Consider the following 15,935-nt stretch of genomic DNA (forward strand, 5'->3'; position numbering starts at 1 on the left):
AGCGGCCAGGATGACCCGGCCGCGCCCCTTCCTGCTGAGCCTGCTCGCGCTGCTGCTGATCGGGCAGGGGCTGGCGGCGGCCGTGCATTGCCTGCGCGCGGCCCAGCCCCCTGCCCAGGGCCTCATGGTGCATCTCTGCACCCCGGAAGGGCTGCGGCTGGTGCGGATGCCCGCCGGCCCGGACCAGCCGGCGGAGGAGGAGGGCGCACCCGGGCAACCCGGCCTCGGCGGCTGGTGCCCGGCCTGCCACGCCCTGCCCCAGCTCGCGCTGCCCGCCCCACCCCTGCTGCCGGCGCCGCGCTGGCACCTGGCCGACATCGCCCCGCGGCTGCCGGAGGCGCGCGCGCCGCGCCCTCCGGCCCGCGCGCCGCCCACCATGCCCCGGGCACCGCCCGCCGCCGCCTGAGCACGCGCCCTTCCCCTTGCCGCCCTTCCGGGGCACCCCCGGGCCGCCCTGGCCCGAAAGCGGAATATTCCCGCATGTTCACGCGTCGCCTGATGCTGGCCACCCTGCCCGGCCTGACCCTCGCCCTCGGCGCCACCGCCCAGATCGCCACTGCCCAGATCGCCACTGCCCAGATCGCCGCCGCCCATGGATACAAGGCGGGGGATGTCGAGATCGGCCATCCCTGGAGCCGCGCCGCGCCGGCCAACGGCACCGGCGCCGGCTTCATGAGCCTGCGCAACACCGGCACCCTGCCCGACCGCCTGGTCGGCGCCCGGGCCGGCATCGCCCGCGTGGTGGAGATCCACACCCACATCCAGGAAGGCGGCGTGATGCGCATGCGCCCCGTGGAGGCCATCGAGATCGCGCCGGGCGCCGAGGTGAAGCTCGCGCCCGGCGGCTACCACCTGATGCTGATCGGGCTGAGGGAGCCGCTGCGGAAGGATGACCGCGTGCCGGTCACCCTCACCTTCGAGCGGGCGGGCAGCGTCACCGTCGAGCTGGCGGTAGAGGCGGCCGGCGCCAACCCGGCGCGTCAGGGCGGGCACCGGCACTGAGGGCGGGCGGAGGCCCATTTCCCGGCCTCCGCCCTTCTGCGCCGCCTGAAGGCACCGCTTGACCGCGCCATTCCGGCGCGGGAAGGCTGGAACCATGTCCGTCCCGCCCCTGATCGTCCTGACCGGCGCCGGCATCTCCGCCGAATCCGGCCTTTCCACCTTTCGCGACCCCGATGGCCTCTGGGCCCGCCACCGCATCGAGGACGTCGCGACGCCCGAGGCCTTCGCGCGCGATCCGGCGCGGGTCCATGCCTTCTACAACATGCGCCGGGCGCAGCTGCGCGACCCGGCCATCCGCCCCAATGCCGCGCATCACGCATTGGCGGAGCTGGCGGCGCGCTGGCCGGCGCCCTTCCTGCTCGTCACCCAGAACGTGGACGACCTGCACGACCGCGCCATGGGGGAGGACGCTCCCGGCCTGCTGCACATGCATGGGCGGCTCGGCCACGCGCGCTGCCTGCGCTGCGGCGCCACCCGCCCCTGGCCCGGAGACCTTTCCACCGGAACCCCCTGCCCCGGTTGCGGCCGCGCCGGGGGGATGCGGCCGGATGTGGTGTGGTTCGGCGAGGTGCCGCTCGGCATGGAACGGATCGAGGCGGCCATGGCGGGGTGCCGGCTGTTCATCTCCATCGGCACCTCGGGGCAGGTCTATCCGGCGGCGGGCCTCGTCTCGGCGCTGCGTGGCCGCGCCCGCACGGTGGAGCTGAACCTGGAGCCGAGCGCCGGCAGCCGCCTGTTCGACGAGGCGCGGCACGGCCCGGCGACGGCGCTGGTGCCCGAATTCGTCGCGGCCCTGCTGGCGGAGCACGCGCCCTGACGCTGGAGGAGGAAGCGGCCGCCGCGCGCGCCTGCACCCTCTGCGCCGCCGCCCTGCCGCTGGGGCCGAACCCCGTCTTCCGCGTGGGCGAGGCGGCGCGGCTGCTGATCATCAGCCAGGCGCCGAGCAGCCGCGTCCACGTCACCGGCCTGCCCTGGAACGATGCCTCGGGCGAGCGGCTGCGCGGCTGGCTGGGCATCGACCGCGCCACCTTCGACGATGGCGCGCGGGTGGCCATCGTGCCGGTGGGGCTGTGCTATCCCGGCCGCCTGCCGCGCGGGGGCGACGCGCCGCCGCGCCCGGAATGCGCGCCGCTGTGGCACCCCCGGCTGATCCCGCCCATGCGGCAGCTGCGGCTGACCCTGCTGGTGGGGGCGCATGCGGTGCGGGCGGTGCTGGGGCGGCGGGCCGCCGCGCGCCTCGGCGAGACGGTGCGGAACCAAGCGGGGCTGCGGGCGCGGGGGCTGGCGGTGCTGCCGCACCCCTCCTGGCGCACCAAGGTCTGGGCCGATGCCCGGCCCTGGTTCGGGCAGGAGGTGCTGCCGGGACTGCGCGAGGCGGTGGCGCGCGCCCTGGCGGGCTGAAACCGCCGTAGGGGCCTTCCCGAAGGGAGGCTTCTCAGCCCTCGTTCTCGAGGCGCGTGATCTCGTCGTCCGAGAAGCCGAAATGGTGGCCGATCTCGTGGATGAGCACGTTGCGGACCAGCCGGAACAGGTCCTCCCCCGTCTCGATCCATTCCACCAGAATGGGCTCGCGGTAGAGCAGGATCATGTCCGGCTCAGCGGGCACGCCGAGACTGGTCTTTTCCGTCAGCGGCGTGCCGCGGTAGAGGCCCGTCAGCTCCCAGGGGTGCTGCAGGTCGAGCGCCTCCAGCGTTTCCTCGTCCGGCACCTCCTCGACCAGGATGGCGACGCCCTTCACGGCCTCGCGCAGCTCCTGCGGAATGGCGGCGAAGGCCGTTTCCGCCATGTCCTGGAGATCCTCGAGGGAGGGGGGATGATTGAAGCGCATGGCCTTCATCCTAGCATCCCCTGCCTCCCAGAGCGACCATGCCGCGCCTTCAGAGCGGGCGGGGGCCAGGGCTCGGAGTGGGGCCGGGAATGGGAGCAGCCGGATCGCGCCGTGCCACCAGCGCGTCGCGGATCTCCATCAGCAGCTTCTCCTGGGTGGTGGGCGCGGGCGGCGCCGCCGGCTCCTCCTTCTGCCGCATGCGCAGCCTGGTCAGCACGCGCAGCAGCCAGAAGATCGCCATCGCCACGATCAGGAAGCGGATGATGGCGTTGATGAACACGCCGACCGCCAGCACCACGGCGCCGCTCTGGCGGGTGGCCTCGAGCGACGGCCCGCGCTCGCCACGCAGCACGACAAAGACGTTGGAGAAGTCGACGCCGCCGATCAGCAGGCCGATCAGCGGGTTGATGAGGTCCTCCACCAGCGAGCTGACGATGCCCGTGAAGGCGGCGCCGATGACAATGCCGACCGCGAGGTCGACAACATTGCCGCGCATGATGAAGGCCTTGAACTCCTTCAGCCAGAGCGGCTCCTGGACAGGGCGGCTTCATGCGGTCTCCTGCTGCCGGGGGAGGCGGCGCCTCCCATTGCCGGGATGGCCGGAGCGGAGCAGGATGGCGCATGCGCACCGCCCTGCCCGGCCTCGGCCAACAGATCACCTTTCTTTATGCCGAGCAGGCCGAGGCCAGCTGGCACTTTTACGAGACCGTACTGGAATTTCCGCTGGTGCAGGACCAGGGGCGCTGCCGCATCTATGCGGTGGCCGGCGGCGCCGATGCGCCGCGTGCCTTCCTGGGCGTCTGCCAGGCCCGTGCGCCGCGGGCCGGCGACGAGCCGCGCGCCGAGGGCGGGGTGGTGCTCACCTTCGTCACGCCGCGCGTGGCCGAGTGCCATGCGGCGCTGAAGGCGAAGGGCGTGGATGTGGGCGAGGCCCCCGCCTGGTCGGAAAGCTATGGCGTGGAGCACTTCTTCTTCCGCGACCCGGCGGGCTACCTGCTGGAGGTGCAGCGCTTCGGCCGTGGTGGCTGGCCGGAGCCGCCGGAGGAAGCCTGACGGTCCACTGGCCGGGGCGGGTCCGTCCGCTCCGGCCAGGGTGAGCCCAATCTCGCGGGCCTAGGACCTGGGCCCGGATCCGTGCCTCAGGGCGCGGTGCGCGGCGTGGTGGGCGTGGGGGTGGACAGCGCGCCGCCCGTGGTGGTGCCACCGCCCGTCGTGGTGGTGGCCGCGCCGCCCGCGCCCATGTTGCCCGTGCCCGTCGCGCCCGTGCCCGTCGCGCCCGTGCCGGAGCCGCTCATGCCCGTGCCGCCCGAGGGGGTGGGGTTGGACGGGGTGCCGCCCTGCTCGACCACCATGCCGCCGCCCATATAGGCGCCATCGCTGCTGGAGCGGCTGGAACGGGAGGTGCCGCGGCCGCGCCGGTTGTCATTGTCGAGCGGGGTGCGCACCTCGGGGTCGCGCCACAGCGGGCGGCCGAGATTGACGTCGGAAGGCGAGGTCGTGGCGCCGGTCACCGCGCCCGCGCCGCCGCCGACCACGGCGCCCACCGCCGCGCCCACCGGCCCGCCCAGCGCGCCGACACCGGCGCCCGTGGCGGCGCCCGCGGCCGCGCCGCCCTGCACCCGGTCCCGCTCGTTCGTGCCGCAGGCGGCGAGCGCCAGCGCCATGGCGGCCACACCGATCATATGAAGCTTCATCGGAAGTTCTCCCTGTCTGGTGCCGCGACAACGCGGCAAGGGGAGAAAGGTTGTGCTGCCGCTGTCACGTTTCGTGACACGGCGCGGGCAGCCATCGCTCCCCGCGCCGGCCTCAGTGGGCGGGCGGTCAGCCGGACAGCATGGTCCGCGGCAGCCAGGTGACGATGCCGGGGAAGAGGAAGACGATCACCACCGCGAACAGCATCAGGAAAAAGAAGGGCAGCGTGGCACGCGCCACGGCGAAGATGCCCTGCCCCGTCAGCCCCTGGATGACGAAGAGGTTGAAGCCCACGGGCGGCGTGATCTGCGCCATCTCCACCACCAGCACGATGAAGATGCCGAACCACACCAGGTCGAAATTCGCCGCCGAGATCACCGGCAGCACCACGGAGGCGGTGAGCACGATCATGCTGATGCCGTCGATGAAGCAGCCGAGGACCAGGTAGATGAGGGTGAGCACCAGGATGATCATGGCCGGGCTGAAGCCCTGCTCGCCCACCCATGCCCCCATGGCGGCGGGGATGCCGGAATAGGCCATGGCCTGGGTCAGGAAGGCGGCGCCGGCCAGGATCAGGTTGATCATGCAGGCCAGCCGCGTGGCGCCCATCAGGCTGTCGCGCAGCGAGGCCCAGCTCAGCGTGCCGCCCCAGGCGGAGAGCCCCAGCGCGCCGATCACGCCGAACACCGCCGCCTCCGTCGCCGTGGCCCAGCCGAAATAGATGCTGCTCATGACGAAGCCGATCAGCGCCACCACCGGCAGGAGCTGCGCGCTCTCGCGCAGCCGCGCGCGCAGCGGCATCGGCGGGTCGCGCGGCGGCGTCAGCTCCGGGTGCAGCAGGGACCAGAGGGCGATGTAGCCGCTGAACAGCGCCACCAGCAGCAGCCCCGGCAGCACGCCCGCGATGAACAGCCGCACCACCGAGACCTCGGCCGCCACGCCATAGACGATCATCACGATGGAGGGCGGGATCAGCAGGCCGAGCGTGCCGGCGCCGGCCAGGCTGCCCATGGCCATGGGCAGGTGGTAGCGCCGCTGCGTCAGCGCCGGCAGGGACATCTTGCCGATGGTGGCGGCCGTCGCGGCGGAGGAGCCGGACACGGCGGCGAAGATGGCGCAGCCGATGACGTTCACATGCATCAGCCGCCCCGGCAGGCGCTGCACCCAGGGCGCCAGGCCCCGGAACATGTCCTCCGACAGCCTGGTGCGGAACAGGATCTCGCCCATCCAGATGAACAGGGGCAGGGCCGCCAGGGTCCAGGAGGCCATGGACTGCCAGATGGCCGTGCCCATCACCTTGTCCACCGGGAATGTGGGCATGGAGGGGATCAGCCAGGGCAGCACCACGACGCCGCAGAACCCCACCATCATCAGCGCCACGCCGATCCAGACGCCGAGGCCGAGGAACAGGAACAGCAGGGCCAGCAGCAGCAGCCCCGCCCCGGTTTGGGCCAGCTCCATCAGAGTTCTTCCCCCGCGCGGTCCAGGGCCGAGCCGCCCGCCCGCCGGTAGGAGGGGGTGCCACCCGCCAGGTGGACCACCAGGTCGTCCAGCAGCGACAGCGCGAAGAGCGCGGCGCCCATGGCCGCCAGCGCCTGCGGGATCCACAGCTTCCAGGCCACGCTGCCCTGCGCCACGTCGTCGAACGCGAGCGAGTCGCTGGCGAGGTCGGAAAGCGCCCAGGCCAGCATCACCACCATGGCCAGCGCCAGCAGCAGCGCCACCGCCTCCAGCGCGAAGCGCGCCCGGCCCCGCAGCGCGCCGATGATCAGGTCGACGCGGATATGCGTGCCGTGGCGGAAGGCGTAAGCCAGCGGCAGCAGCGCGGAGGCGGCGACGGCAAAGGCCGTCAGGTCGTCCGCTCCCGGCACGGTCCGGCCCAGGAAGCGCCCGCCCACCTGGGCGGCGATGATGACGGCGATGGCGGCGAGCGCCAGCGCGCCCCCTACCCCGCCCAGCAGATACAGGAAGTCGAGCACGGATCGCAGGGCGCGCATGCGTGTCCTTTCTGGTTCGGCGATTGCGGCGGTGCGCGCCGCCCCCCGCCGCGCCGTGGCGGGGGGCGGCGCGACGGGCGCGGCCTCAGGCGGCGCGATAGGCGTCGATCAGCTTCTTGCCGTCCTCGCCGGCCTTGGCGAGCCATTCCTGCACCATGGTCTCGGAGACCTTGGCCATGCCTTCCTTCAGCGCGGCGGTGGGCGGGCTCACCGTCATGCCGCGCTCGGCCAGGATCTTCTCCCGCGCCACCTGCTCGGCGGCGGACATCTCCCAGCCGCGCGTCTCGGCCGCCTTCGCGGCATCGAGGATCGCCTTGCGCGCCGGCTCGGGCAGCGCCTCCAGCGCGCGGCTCTGCACCATCACCGCGTTCTTGGTCCAGGTGAAGCCGATCGGCGTGAAGAACTTGGCGAAGTCCCAGGCCTGCACGTCGACGCCGGTGGCGGCGGAGGTGACCATGCTGTTGACCACGCCGGTGGCGAAGGCCTGCGGCACCTCGGCCGCCTGCACCAGGGTGGGCGTGGCGCCGACCAGCGTGGCGAAGCGGTTGGTGGCGGCGCTGAAGGTGCGCATCTTGTTGCCGCGCAGCGCCTCGATCGTGTCCACGGGGAAGTTGGTGTAGAAGCCCGAGGGCGGCCAGGGCACCATGTAGAGCAGCGTGATGCCGGTGCGCTTCAGCCGCGCCTCGATATAGGGGCGCGAAAGGTCGGCCAGCTTGCGCGCCTGCTCGTAGGAGGTGACGAGCTGCGGAATGCCGTCCACCTCGAAGAACGGGTCCTCGTTGCCATAGGCCGAGATCAGGATCTCGCCCATCTGCACCTGGCCCGTCTGCACGCCACGGCGGATCTCGGGCATCTTCAGCAGGGCCGCGTTGGTGTGCATCTGGATCTGCACCGCGCCGCCCGAGGCCTGCTGCGCCGCCTCGACGAACTGGCGCAGGTTGCGGGTGTGGAAGTTGCCGTCCGGATAGGGCGTGGCGAGCTGCCAGCGGGCCTGCGCCAGGGCCGGGCGGCCGGCGAGCGGCAGCATCGCGCCCGCGGCGCCGGCCGCGAGAAGGGAGCGGCGGTGGAGATTCATGGACCCAGACCCTTGCCTGTTGCTTGAGGGCATCATCGTCGCGCCCGCGAAAGGCTTGCAAGGGTGTTTCGGGCGCCCTTTGGCGGGGTTCGCGGCGCCAAAGGGCGGCTTTCGGGCAATTCCCGCGCGGCGTCTGACCGTGTTTCGGGCAGAACCGCCTTCCGGGCGGATCGCTCCTCCCGCGGCTCAGCCGCCGGAGGTGACGAAGTTGCGCAGGTCGCTCGCCTCCTGCTCCGCCTCGGCGATGCGCGCCTTCACCAGGTCGCCGATCGAGATCATGCCGGCCAGCGCGCCGCCGGCATCGAGCACCGGCAGGTGGCGCACGCGGCGGTCCGTCACCATGGACAGGGCGGTGGTGATGGGCGTCTCCGGCGTGACGGTGTGCAGCACGCGGGTCATCAGCTGATCGGCGCGCAGGCGGCTGATGCCTTCCTGCTGCCCGGCCAGGGCGCGGACGATGTCGCGCTCGCTGACGATGCCGAGCACGCCGCCCTGGGGATCCCGCACCAGCACGGCGCCGATGCGGTGCTGCGCCAGGGTGCGGGCGATGGCGGCGGCATCCTCCTCCGGCCCGACGGACACCACCTGCGAACCCTTGCCGCGCAGGATGTTGGCGATGGTCATGGACGGCTTTCCTTGGCATGCGGGCCGGCGCCGCCAGGGGAAGACGGCATTGGCCCGCCTTGGTTGTTGCCGCAACGATGCGGCGGGCGGAAGCCGCAAGTCCAGGAGAATCGGCGTGCCGGCCGGGGCGCTCAAGCGGCCGTGCGGCCGAGCAGCCGCTGCGCCTCCGCCTCGGCGCGGCGGATGCCGAGCACGAAGACCTGCCGGTCCCGCCGCGCCAGCCCGTCCAGGTCGGCGCCCGTCAGGAAGGCCAGCGCGCCGGCGGCGCCCGGGCTGGGCAGCGCCGCCGTCAGGCCCATCAGCTGCCCGGAGGCATCCACCACCGGGCCGCCGGAATAGCCCATCAGCGCCGGCATCCGGGCGGTGAAGCCGCGCCCGAAGCCCGGCATCTCCGCATCCGGCGCCTCGACCCGCCCCTGGGCGATGGCGGGGCCGAAGCCCGGCGCGCCGGCCGCCCACACCGCCTCGCCCTCGCGCGGCAGGTCGGAGGCGCGCGGCGCCGCCGCCAGGAAGCCGCGCGGCACGCACAGCACGGCAAGGTCCATCCGCGCGCTGCGGCCGACCAGCACGGCCTCCGCCTCCGCCCCGTCGGCGCGGCGCAGGCGCGCCCCCGTGGCGCCGCCCTCCAGCACATGCGCGCAGGTCAGCGCGTGCCGCGTGCCGAAGCCCACCGCCGCGCCCCGGCCGCCCAGCCCGTTGTGGAGCACCGCGGAACCCTCGGTGGCAATGGCCTCCGCCGGGGTGCCGCGCGCCTGCTGGCCGAGCGGTGCCGCGCAGCCGGCCAGCAGGCTGGTGCCTCCGCCCAGGACGATGCCCCCCAGGGCGGCGCGCAGCAGGGCACGGCGGTGCGGCGACGCAACGGACATATGGAAGGCTCCCAGGCGTTCATCAACCATTTGGTTAAATACATTAGCCAAACCCCTCAAATCACAAACTCATCAGAGCGTGATTGAGACGGGTCTCAGCCTAGGAGGGAAGGGTGAACAGGAGCCTAACGAGGAACAGCAGCGCCAGCAGAAGCAGCGCCAGCCGCCACCCTGCCCGCCAGCGGCCGCAGCAGCGCCTCGGGCGCCGGTCATTGGCGGGCGGCGGCGGGGGCCGGTAGGCCGGCAGCACGCGCCGCGTCCAGGATGGATTCGCGGGCGGGCGGGGTCGCGGCTCAGCCATGGCGAGGCCCCCGCCACGCGGCGAGCGCCTCCCCTCCCGCCATGCGGGCATGAGGGCCGGGCCGGGGCCGGGCGCGTGGGGGGAGGCCGCCGCGCGGGGGCGGGGCCAGGCCAGCTTGGCCCCTGCCCCGCCCGCTCATGGGGAGGGTGTTGCGCTTTCGCCCGGGGCGGGCGGCAGCGGCTGGATCAGCGCCTCCGTTTCCCGCTTCAGCCGCAGATAGGAGCGGAAGGAGAAAGGCAGCATGCCGCAATAGATCAGTCCCGCCGCCGCCAGCGCCGCCCAGGGCTCGCTGACCAGCAGCGCGGCATAGGCGCCGATGGAGAGCAGCAGCGGCAGCACGTATTCGCGCCGCACCTTGAAGTTCTTGAACGACCAGGTGGGCAGCGTGCTGACCAGCATCAGCGCCACCACGATCAGCAACAGGCCCACGAAGAGCGGGTGGCGCACCGCGCCGGCCAGGCCGGGCAGGCCCCAGCCCTCGAAGGCCAGCGCCGCGAAGATGGGGAACATGCCGAGCAGGGCGCCGGCCGGGGCCGGCACGCCGGTGAAGAAGCTCTGCGCATAGGCGGGCTTGGGCGGCGGGCCCGGCAGCGGCATCGGGCCCGCATCCAGCGCCGCGTTGAAGCGCGCGAGGCGCAGCGACATGCAGACGGCGAACATCACGCAGGGCACGAAGCCGAGGCCCCGGTAGTCGTGCATGGTCCAGAGATACAGCACCATGGCCGGCGCCACGCCGAAGGAGAGGAAGTCGGCCAGGCTGTCGAACTCGGCGCCGAAGCGGCTGGTGGCCTTGAGCAGGCGGGCCAGGCGCCCGTCCAGCCCGTCGATCGCGCCGGCCAGGATGATGAGGCCCGCGGCGGGCTCCCACCGCCCCTCCAGCGCGAAGCGCATCGCCATCAGCCCCGCGCAGAGGCCGAGCAGCGTCAGGATGTTCGGGATCAGCCGGTTGAAGGACTGGCCCTGGAAGCGGGGCCGCTGGCGGGCGGCGAAGCGGAAGTGCCGCCTGGAGGGGGGCGCGGCGGGAGCGGGACGCGGGGCCTCGTCCATCAGGGGACCATGCCCGGCGCCATCGCCGCCGCTGGGGTGGAGGCGGGCGCCAGCTCGGCGATCACCGTCTCGCCGCCGATCATCAGCTGGCCCTCGGACACCACGGGCTTCACGCCTTCCGGCAGGTAGAGGTCGGTGCGGCTGCCGAAGCGGATGATGCCGAAGCGCTCGCCGGCGCGCAGCTCGTCGCCCTCGCGCACGTTGCAGAGGATGCGGCGGGCGATCAGCCCGGCGATCTGCACCACCGCGATCTCCTGCCCGCTTGGCAGGCGGATCGCCAGCGCGTTGCGCTCGTTGTCGTCGCTGGCCTTGTCCACGCTGGCGTTGAGGAACTTGCCGTGGCGGTAGGCGATGCGGGTGACGACGCCATCGACCGGGCTGCGGTTCACATGCACGTCGAGCACCGACAGGAAGATGGCCACGCGCCAGCGCGGCGCGGCGCCGAGGCCGAGCTCGGCGGGCGGCACGGCGGGCCCGACGCTCACCACCCGCCCATCGGCGGGGGCGACGAAGACCGAGCGGTTCGGCGTCACCCTTTCCGGGTCGCGGAAGAAGTAGAGGCAGAACAGGGTGAAGGCGACACCGAGCCAGAACAGCCAGGAGCCCAGCAACAGGCCCCCGACCACGGCAACGGCCGCGCCACCGATGATGAAGGGCCGGCCTGCCGGATGCGGCGGGGCCAGGACCATGCGAAGGCTTTCAATAAGCGCCATGATACCCCTGGTTATGGTCCGTCGTGGAACCGCAAACAATCCCCGGCCCGCGGCCCCCGCCCCCGGCTCCCCGCCCAGGCCGGCCCTCAGGGGGGTGGCAGGGTGAAGACTTGGCCGGGATAGATGCGCCCCGGATCGCGGATCTGCTCCTGGTTCGCACGGTAGATGGTGGTGTAGCGGGTGCCGCGGCCGTAGGTTGCGCGGGCGATCCGCCAAAGGTTGTGCCCTGGCTGCACCACCACGCGGCCCTCGGCCGGCGCCGCACGGTCGCGCTGGAAGGGCAGCTCCAGCCGCGCCGCCACGCCGCCCCGCGCGTCGAGCTGGTCCAGCCGCAGCATGTGCAGGCCCGGCGCGGCCTCGCGCTCGGGCCGCAGCGCCCAGCGCCCCTCGGTGTCGGCACGCGCATCGCCGGCATGGCCCTGGTCGATGTAGAGGCGCAGATGGCTGCCCGCGGGCGCCCTGCCGGCGAAGCGCAGCGCGCCATCCTCGTCATAGTCCACCACGTCGAGCGCCAGCGCGGGACCGGCCGCCGGCGCCGTGGGCCGGCCGGCGGCAGCGCGCGCCTGCAGCAGGCGCGGCGCCGCCTTGCCGCCGGAGGGCAGCAGCACCGCCAGCGGCCCTTCCGCCTCGGGGTTCTCCTGGCCGGGCTCGGGCGCGGGAACCAGCACCAGCAGGGCCTCATCCCCCCGGCGGGGCGGATCCTGCCCCAGCCGGGCGGTCAGGCTCAGCTCATGCGGCCCGGGCGGCAGCGGCTCGGCGGGCAGGATGACCCATTCGCCCCGGGCATCGGCCCGGACCCGGCCCAGCTCGCGCCCGTTCTCCCGCATCAGCACCACCTCGGCGCCCGGCGCGGCGCGGCCGGCCACCACGGCGGTGCCCCGCGCGCCGATGCGGACGATGTCGAAGCGCGGCGGCATGTCGGCGGCGGCCAGGGGCAGCGCGGCGCCACGCGCCGGCGGCATCGGTGCCGATGATGGCCACTCCGGCGCCAGCCGGGCCGGGGCGTCCCGCGCCGGGGCGTGCGTCGGCCACAGCCCGGGCAGGCTGTGCGCGAGCCACCAGGCCAGGCCTCCGCTGGCCGCCACCCCGGCCACGCCCAGCAGGGACAAGCGGGCGGGCAGGCTCGGGCGCGTGGGCGGGGACAGGCGCGTCCGATCCGTCATGTTCCGCCTCATCCGGCCAATCCGTCCCTTCCCGCCGACCCTTCCCGCGATCCGGCCATAGCGCCAATGGCCCGGCATTCCGGCCTCTTGCGGGAGGGGGCCGGTGAAATGCTGAATGCTGCCCTGCCACAGGCCATGGGAGCAAGGCTGCGATGCGCAACGAGACAAGGATTCGCGTTCAGGTCTGGGATGGCTGGGTGCGGCTGACGCACTGGCTGATCGTGGCCCTGCTCGGCCTGTCCTGGTGGACGGCCGAGACGTCGCGCATGGATCTGCACATGACCAGCGGCTACGCCATCCTGGCACTGCTGCTGTTCCGCCTCGCCTGGGGCGTGGTGGGGTCCGACACGGCGCGCTTCTCGCGCTTCCTGCGCTCGCCGCTGGCGGCGCTCGGGCATCTGCGGCACTTCTTCCGGCCCGCCCCCGACACCGAGCTCGGCCACAACGCCGCCGGCGGCTGGATGGTTCTGGCGATGCTGGCCACGCTGCTGCTGCAGGCGGTGAGCGGCCTCTTCGCCGACGACATGATCTTCACCCGCGGGCCGCTGGCGGCCCATGCCCCGGCCGCCGTCAGCGACTGGATGACCTTCCTGCACATCCGCAACTTCAACCTGATCCTGGCGCTGGCGGCGCTGCACGTGGCGGTGGTGGCGCTCTACGCGCTGGTGAAGGGGCAGAACCTGGTGCTGCCGATGCTCACCGGGGGCAAGTGGCTGCCCGCGCCGCTGGCCGCCACGGCGCCGCGCATCGCCCCGCCGCTGCGCGCGGCGGCGCTGCTGGCGCTCGCCGCCGGGGCGGTGTGGCTCCTCTCCCGCCTCGGCTGAGCGGCATGGCCGGGCGGCGCCAGGGGCGGCGCCAGGGAGCGCGCCCCGAGACACGCCAGGGCGGCGCCGCCTAGCGCGCGCGGTAGTTGCGGTGGCAGGCGCCGCAGGTGCCGCCCGCCTCGCGGAAGGCGGTGGAAGTGGCCCCGGCATCGCCCGAGGCGGCGGCGGCGCGCAGCTTGCCGAGCGCCGCCACCATGTTGGCGCTCGCCTGCTCGAAGCCGGCGCGCTCGGACCAGACGGCGGGCCGGGCGCGGCTCTCGCCCGTGTCGCTGCCCGGCGGGAAGCGGGCGGGAAAGGTCTCGAAGAAGCGCTGCATCTCGGCGGCGCGCCCGGCGACCGGCTCCAGCGCGCCACGCGAATCGAGGATCTCCTTGATGGCCTCCAGATGCCCGCTCATCTGCTTCAGCCCGGCCTTGCGCTCGGCCACCACGTCCCCCGCGCCGCCCTGGGCCAGCGCCGGAACCGCCTGCCCCATGGCCGCCAGGGCCATCGCCGCCATTGCCACGCCCGCCAGCCGGGCTCCTGTCATCCGCATGTCGGAACTCTCTCCTGTTGCCGTCCCGCCGTATCACAGCATGGCGGGCGCGGCAGAAAAGTGACTTTTTCTTCTCCGCCATGGCCCGGGCGCCCTTGCTGGCACCCCCGCCTGCCGCTATACGCCGCGCCGTGCCCGAGAGGACGCGCCGGCCGGAACGACGGAGCGTAGCTCAGCCTGGTAGAGCACTGTGTTCGGGACGCAGGGGCCGGAGGTTCGAATCCTCTCGCTCCGACCAAATGATCCGGCCGGGGAAAGCCCTGCCCGCCAGCCCGGAAAGGGCCAAGGCGGGCGGGGCTTTCTGATTCCACACCCCCAGGCGGGCACGGCGCCGTGAAGTTGCACACATTTTGCTAAGGCATCGGTTGCCACTGGAAGCACGAGGCTTCCGGCTGGAGGGAACCTGCCCATGAAGCCTTCCTTTGCCACCGCCGCTGCCCTTGCTCTGGGCATTCTGCCGCTGGGCCTGCCCGCAGCGGCGCAGACCACGATCGATAGCGCCGGCCTGACCGTCACGGCGACGCCCGCCATCTCCTCGGACTACCTGTTCCGCGGCATCTCGCAGACGCGCAACCGGCCCGCGCTCTCGCTGGCGCTCGACGTGCAGCACGAGACGGGGCTGTATGTCGGCGCCTTTCTCAGCAACGTCGCCTTTCCCGGCAGCAATGCACGGCAGGAGCTGGACCTGCTGGCCGGGTACCGCTTCGAGGTGGGGCCGGTGAGCCTGGACCTGGGCGGGGTGTTCTACACCTATCCCGGCTACGACAAGCCGGCGGGCAGCTACGAGTACAACTACTTCGAGGCGGTCGCGAAGGCGAGCTACACCCTGGACGCAGTCAAGTTCGTCGGCAGCGCCGCCTATTCGCCGGACTTCTACTTCGAGGCCGGCTCGGCCTTCTACCTCGAGGGCGGCGCCGATGTGGCGCTGCCGCTCGACGTCACCCTGGCCGGCCGCTACGGCTACCAGTGGATCGACAGGAACCCGCGCTACGGCGCGCCGGACTATGCCAACTGGTCTGTCGCCCTGTCGCGCGAGGTGGTGGCGGGCTTCACCCTGACGGTCGGCTACTACGACACCGACCTTTCCAAGGCGGAGTGCTTCGCCGGCACCAAGCTGTGCGACGCGCGGGCGATGGTGATGCTGAGCCGCGCCTTCTGAGGCCCGACCCGAGGGGCGCTCCGCAGGGAACGCTCCCACGGGGTGGCCTTTGGGGAAATGGCCTCGGGGCTTCCCGCCCCCGGCGCGCCTCAGCGTTGCGGGCGGGCCGCCCAGATCATCAGGGCCCGGATCGGGAACACCCAGACAAAGCCGGCCAGCATGAAGAACGGCACCTGGAGTGCCCAGTGCAGGCCCAGCACCAGGTCGGCAATGCGCAGCACCGCCACCAGGTAAAGGAGCAGGAACAGGAAGCCCGCCAGGCAGGCGAGAAGGATGCGCGGCATGGCCTGCTCTTGGCAGGAGCGCGCCGCTTCGCCAAGCCTTGATCGGGCGCGGATCCCCTCTGTTCCGGCCACGCTCCTCCGTTCCGGCCGCCACCCCGCCCCCCCCCGCCCTGCGGCGCATCGCGCGGCTTGCGTTGCAGCGGCGGGCCCGGGCGCCTAGTCTCCGCCCCGACCGGACGGGCCATGCCGCCCACCCAACCTTGCCTGCTGGCTGCCACCTCCTGCCGATTGAAAGACCCCGATGCCCGACACCGGCCTCCCCCCCGCCTCCGGTGCCTCCTCCGGCGCTCCCTCCGGCGCCGGAGGTTTCGACCTGAAGGCGCATATCCGCAGCGTGCCGGATTTCCCGAAGCCGGGCATCCTGTTCTACGACATCTCCACCCTGCTGCGGAACGGCCCCGCCTGGCGCGGCGCGATGGACCGGCTGGCCGAGGTCATCCGCCCCTATGAGCCGACGCTGCTGGCCGGCATCGAGAGCCGCGGCTTCCTGATGGCGGCGCCGCTGGCGCTGGAGCTGGGCCTCGGCTTCATCATGCTGCGCAAGCCGCGCAAGCTGCCGGGCGCCACCATCGGCTACGACTACGACCTCGAATACGGCCAGGACCGCATCGAGATGCAGGCCGACGCGCTCCGCCCCGGCGAGCGCGTGGTGCTGCTGGACGACCTGCTGGCCACCGGCGGCACCATGGCCGCCGCCATCCAGCTGCTGAAGCGGGCGGGGGCCGAGGTGCCGGTGGCGGCGACGCTGATCGAGCTGCGCTTCCTGAACGGCCGCGCCCGCATCGACGTGCCGGTCGAGACCCTGGCCGCCTACGACGACTGAGC

General features: G+C 73.0%; 21 protein-coding genes and 1 tRNA gene. 9 read left to right on the forward strand and 13 right to left on the reverse strand.

Features of this window, described 5'->3' with window-relative positions; translation table 11 throughout:
* Positions 1-10 precede the first annotated feature (10 nt).
* From CR162_RS04655 to CR162_RS04670, 4 genes are all read left to right on the forward strand, one after another.
* Positions 11-406, forward strand: coding sequence for a DUF2946 family protein (locus tag CR162_RS04655; RefSeq protein WP_099094376.1), 396 nt, complete (start codon positions 11-13; stop codon positions 404-406).
* A 74-nt stretch (positions 407-480) separates the two neighbouring features.
* Positions 481-1,002, forward strand: coding sequence for a copper chaperone PCu(A)C (locus CR162_RS04660; protein ID WP_245870126.1), 522 nt, complete (start codon positions 481-483; stop codon positions 1,000-1,002).
* 94 nt (positions 1,003-1,096) lie between these two features.
* Positions 1,097-1,819 (forward strand): NAD-dependent deacylase, encoded by a 723-nt coding sequence (locus CR162_RS04665; protein WP_099094377.1) that lies wholly within the window; start codon positions 1,097-1,099, stop codon positions 1,817-1,819.
* 83 nt (positions 1,820-1,902) lie between these two features.
* Positions 1,903-2,403 (forward strand): uracil-DNA glycosylase family protein, encoded by a 501-nt coding sequence (locus CR162_RS04670; protein ID WP_367604090.1) that lies wholly within the window; start codon positions 1,903-1,905, stop codon positions 2,401-2,403.
* A 34-nt stretch (positions 2,404-2,437) separates the two neighbouring features.
* Here CR162_RS04670 and CR162_RS04675 read toward each other — a convergent pair whose 3' ends face one another.
* On the reverse strand, positions 2,438-2,830 hold the full coding sequence (locus CR162_RS04675) for a metallopeptidase family protein (RefSeq protein WP_099094445.1): 393 nt from the start codon (positions 2,828-2,830) through the stop codon (positions 2,438-2,440).
* Between the two features lie 49 nt (positions 2,831-2,879).
* On the reverse strand, positions 2,880-3,350 hold the full coding sequence (mscL, locus tag CR162_RS04680; protein WP_099094378.1) for a large-conductance mechanosensitive channel protein MscL: 471 nt from the start codon (positions 3,348-3,350) through the stop codon (positions 2,880-2,882).
* Between the two features lie 101 nt (positions 3,351-3,451).
* Between mscL and CR162_RS04685 the strand changes: the two genes are divergently transcribed.
* Complete coding sequence (locus CR162_RS04685) at positions 3,452-3,883, forward strand: VOC family protein (RefSeq protein WP_099094379.1); 432 nt, start codon at positions 3,452-3,454, stop codon at positions 3,881-3,883.
* An 86-nt stretch (positions 3,884-3,969) separates the two neighbouring features.
* Here CR162_RS04685 and CR162_RS22300 read toward each other — a convergent pair whose 3' ends face one another.
* The 9 genes from CR162_RS22300 to CR162_RS04735 form a co-directional block, all read right to left on the reverse strand.
* Positions 3,970-4,524, reverse strand: a complete 555-nt coding sequence (locus CR162_RS22300) for a hypothetical protein (protein ID WP_176559720.1) — start codon at positions 4,522-4,524, stop codon at positions 3,970-3,972.
* 127 nt (positions 4,525-4,651) lie between these two features.
* The gene (locus CR162_RS04700) at positions 4,652-5,983 is read right to left on the reverse strand and encodes a TRAP transporter large permease (RefSeq protein WP_176559721.1); all 1,332 of its coding nucleotides are present in this window, start codon (positions 5,981-5,983) and stop codon (positions 4,652-4,654) included.
* Complete coding sequence (locus tag CR162_RS04705; protein WP_099094382.1) at positions 5,983-6,519, reverse strand: TRAP transporter small permease; 537 nt, start codon at positions 6,517-6,519, stop codon at positions 5,983-5,985. Before CR162_RS04705 ends, CR162_RS04700 begins: the two co-directional genes overlap by 1 nt.
* An 85-nt stretch (positions 6,520-6,604) precedes the next feature.
* Complete coding sequence (locus CR162_RS04710) at positions 6,605-7,594, reverse strand: TRAP transporter substrate-binding protein (protein WP_099094383.1); 990 nt, start codon at positions 7,592-7,594, stop codon at positions 6,605-6,607.
* A 186-nt stretch (positions 7,595-7,780) separates the two neighbouring features.
* Positions 7,781-8,218 carry a CBS domain-containing protein gene (locus CR162_RS04715; RefSeq protein ID WP_099094384.1) on the reverse strand — a complete coding sequence of 146 codons (438 nt, stop codon included), beginning with the start codon at positions 8,216-8,218 and terminating at the stop codon, positions 7,781-7,783.
* A 131-nt stretch (positions 8,219-8,349) separates the two neighbouring features.
* Positions 8,350-9,084 carry a S1 family peptidase gene (locus tag CR162_RS04720; RefSeq protein WP_176559722.1) on the reverse strand — a complete coding sequence of 245 codons (735 nt, stop codon included), beginning with the start codon at positions 9,082-9,084 and terminating at the stop codon, positions 8,350-8,352.
* A gap of 436 nt (positions 9,085-9,520) precedes the next feature.
* On the reverse strand, positions 9,521-10,432 hold the full coding sequence (locus CR162_RS04725; protein ID WP_099094386.1) for a CDP-alcohol phosphatidyltransferase family protein: 912 nt from the start codon (positions 10,430-10,432) through the stop codon (positions 9,521-9,523).
* Positions 10,432-11,145, reverse strand: coding sequence for a phosphatidylserine decarboxylase (locus CR162_RS04730; RefSeq protein ID WP_099094387.1), 714 nt, complete (start codon positions 11,143-11,145; stop codon positions 10,432-10,434). The genes CR162_RS04725 and CR162_RS04730 overlap by 1 nt, the downstream gene beginning before the upstream one ends.
* Positions 11,146-11,231: 86 nt before the next feature.
* A complete protein-coding gene (locus CR162_RS04735) occupies positions 11,232-12,308 on the reverse strand; it encodes a LysM peptidoglycan-binding domain-containing protein (protein WP_099094388.1) in 1,077 nt (358 codons plus the stop codon).
* Between the two features lie 152 nt (positions 12,309-12,460).
* Here CR162_RS04735 and CR162_RS04740 point away from each other — a divergent pair, with 152 nt between their 5' ends.
* Entirely contained in the window at positions 12,461-13,132 is a 672-nt protein-coding gene (locus CR162_RS04740; RefSeq protein ID WP_099094389.1) for a cytochrome b/b6 domain-containing protein, read from the forward strand.
* 70 nt (positions 13,133-13,202) lie between these two features.
* Here the strand turns inward: CR162_RS04740 and CR162_RS04745 are convergent, their stop codons facing one another.
* On the reverse strand, positions 13,203-13,667 hold the full coding sequence (locus CR162_RS04745; protein ID WP_099094390.1) for a c-type cytochrome: 465 nt from the start codon (positions 13,665-13,667) through the stop codon (positions 13,203-13,205).
* Between the two features lie 161 nt (positions 13,668-13,828).
* Here CR162_RS04745 and CR162_RS04750 point away from each other — a divergent pair.
* Together CR162_RS04750 and CR162_RS04755 are read left to right on the forward strand one after the other, a co-directional pair.
* Positions 13,829-13,905 (forward strand) — tRNA-Pro (locus tag CR162_RS04750).
* A gap of 171 nt (positions 13,906-14,076) precedes the next feature.
* Positions 14,077-14,826, forward strand: coding sequence for a TorF family putative porin (locus CR162_RS04755; RefSeq protein ID WP_099094391.1), 750 nt, complete (start codon positions 14,077-14,079; stop codon positions 14,824-14,826).
* Positions 14,827-14,915: 89 nt separating this feature from the next.
* Here CR162_RS04755 and CR162_RS04760 read toward each other — a convergent pair whose 3' ends face one another.
* Complete coding sequence (locus CR162_RS04760; protein ID WP_099094392.1) at positions 14,916-15,110, reverse strand: DUF2842 domain-containing protein; 195 nt, start codon at positions 15,108-15,110, stop codon at positions 14,916-14,918.
* Between the two features lie 241 nt (positions 15,111-15,351).
* Between CR162_RS04760 and CR162_RS04765 the strand changes: the two genes are divergently transcribed.
* Complete coding sequence (locus CR162_RS04765) at positions 15,352-15,933, forward strand: adenine phosphoribosyltransferase (protein ID WP_099094393.1); 582 nt, start codon at positions 15,352-15,354, stop codon at positions 15,931-15,933.
* Positions 15,934-15,935 lie beyond the last annotated feature (2 nt).

Origin of the sequence: Teichococcus rhizosphaerae (assembly GCF_002631185.1) — a bacterium.
In the GTDB taxonomy this organism is placed as follows: domain Bacteria; phylum Pseudomonadota; class Alphaproteobacteria; order Acetobacterales; family Acetobacteraceae; genus Pseudoroseomonas; species Pseudoroseomonas rhizosphaerae.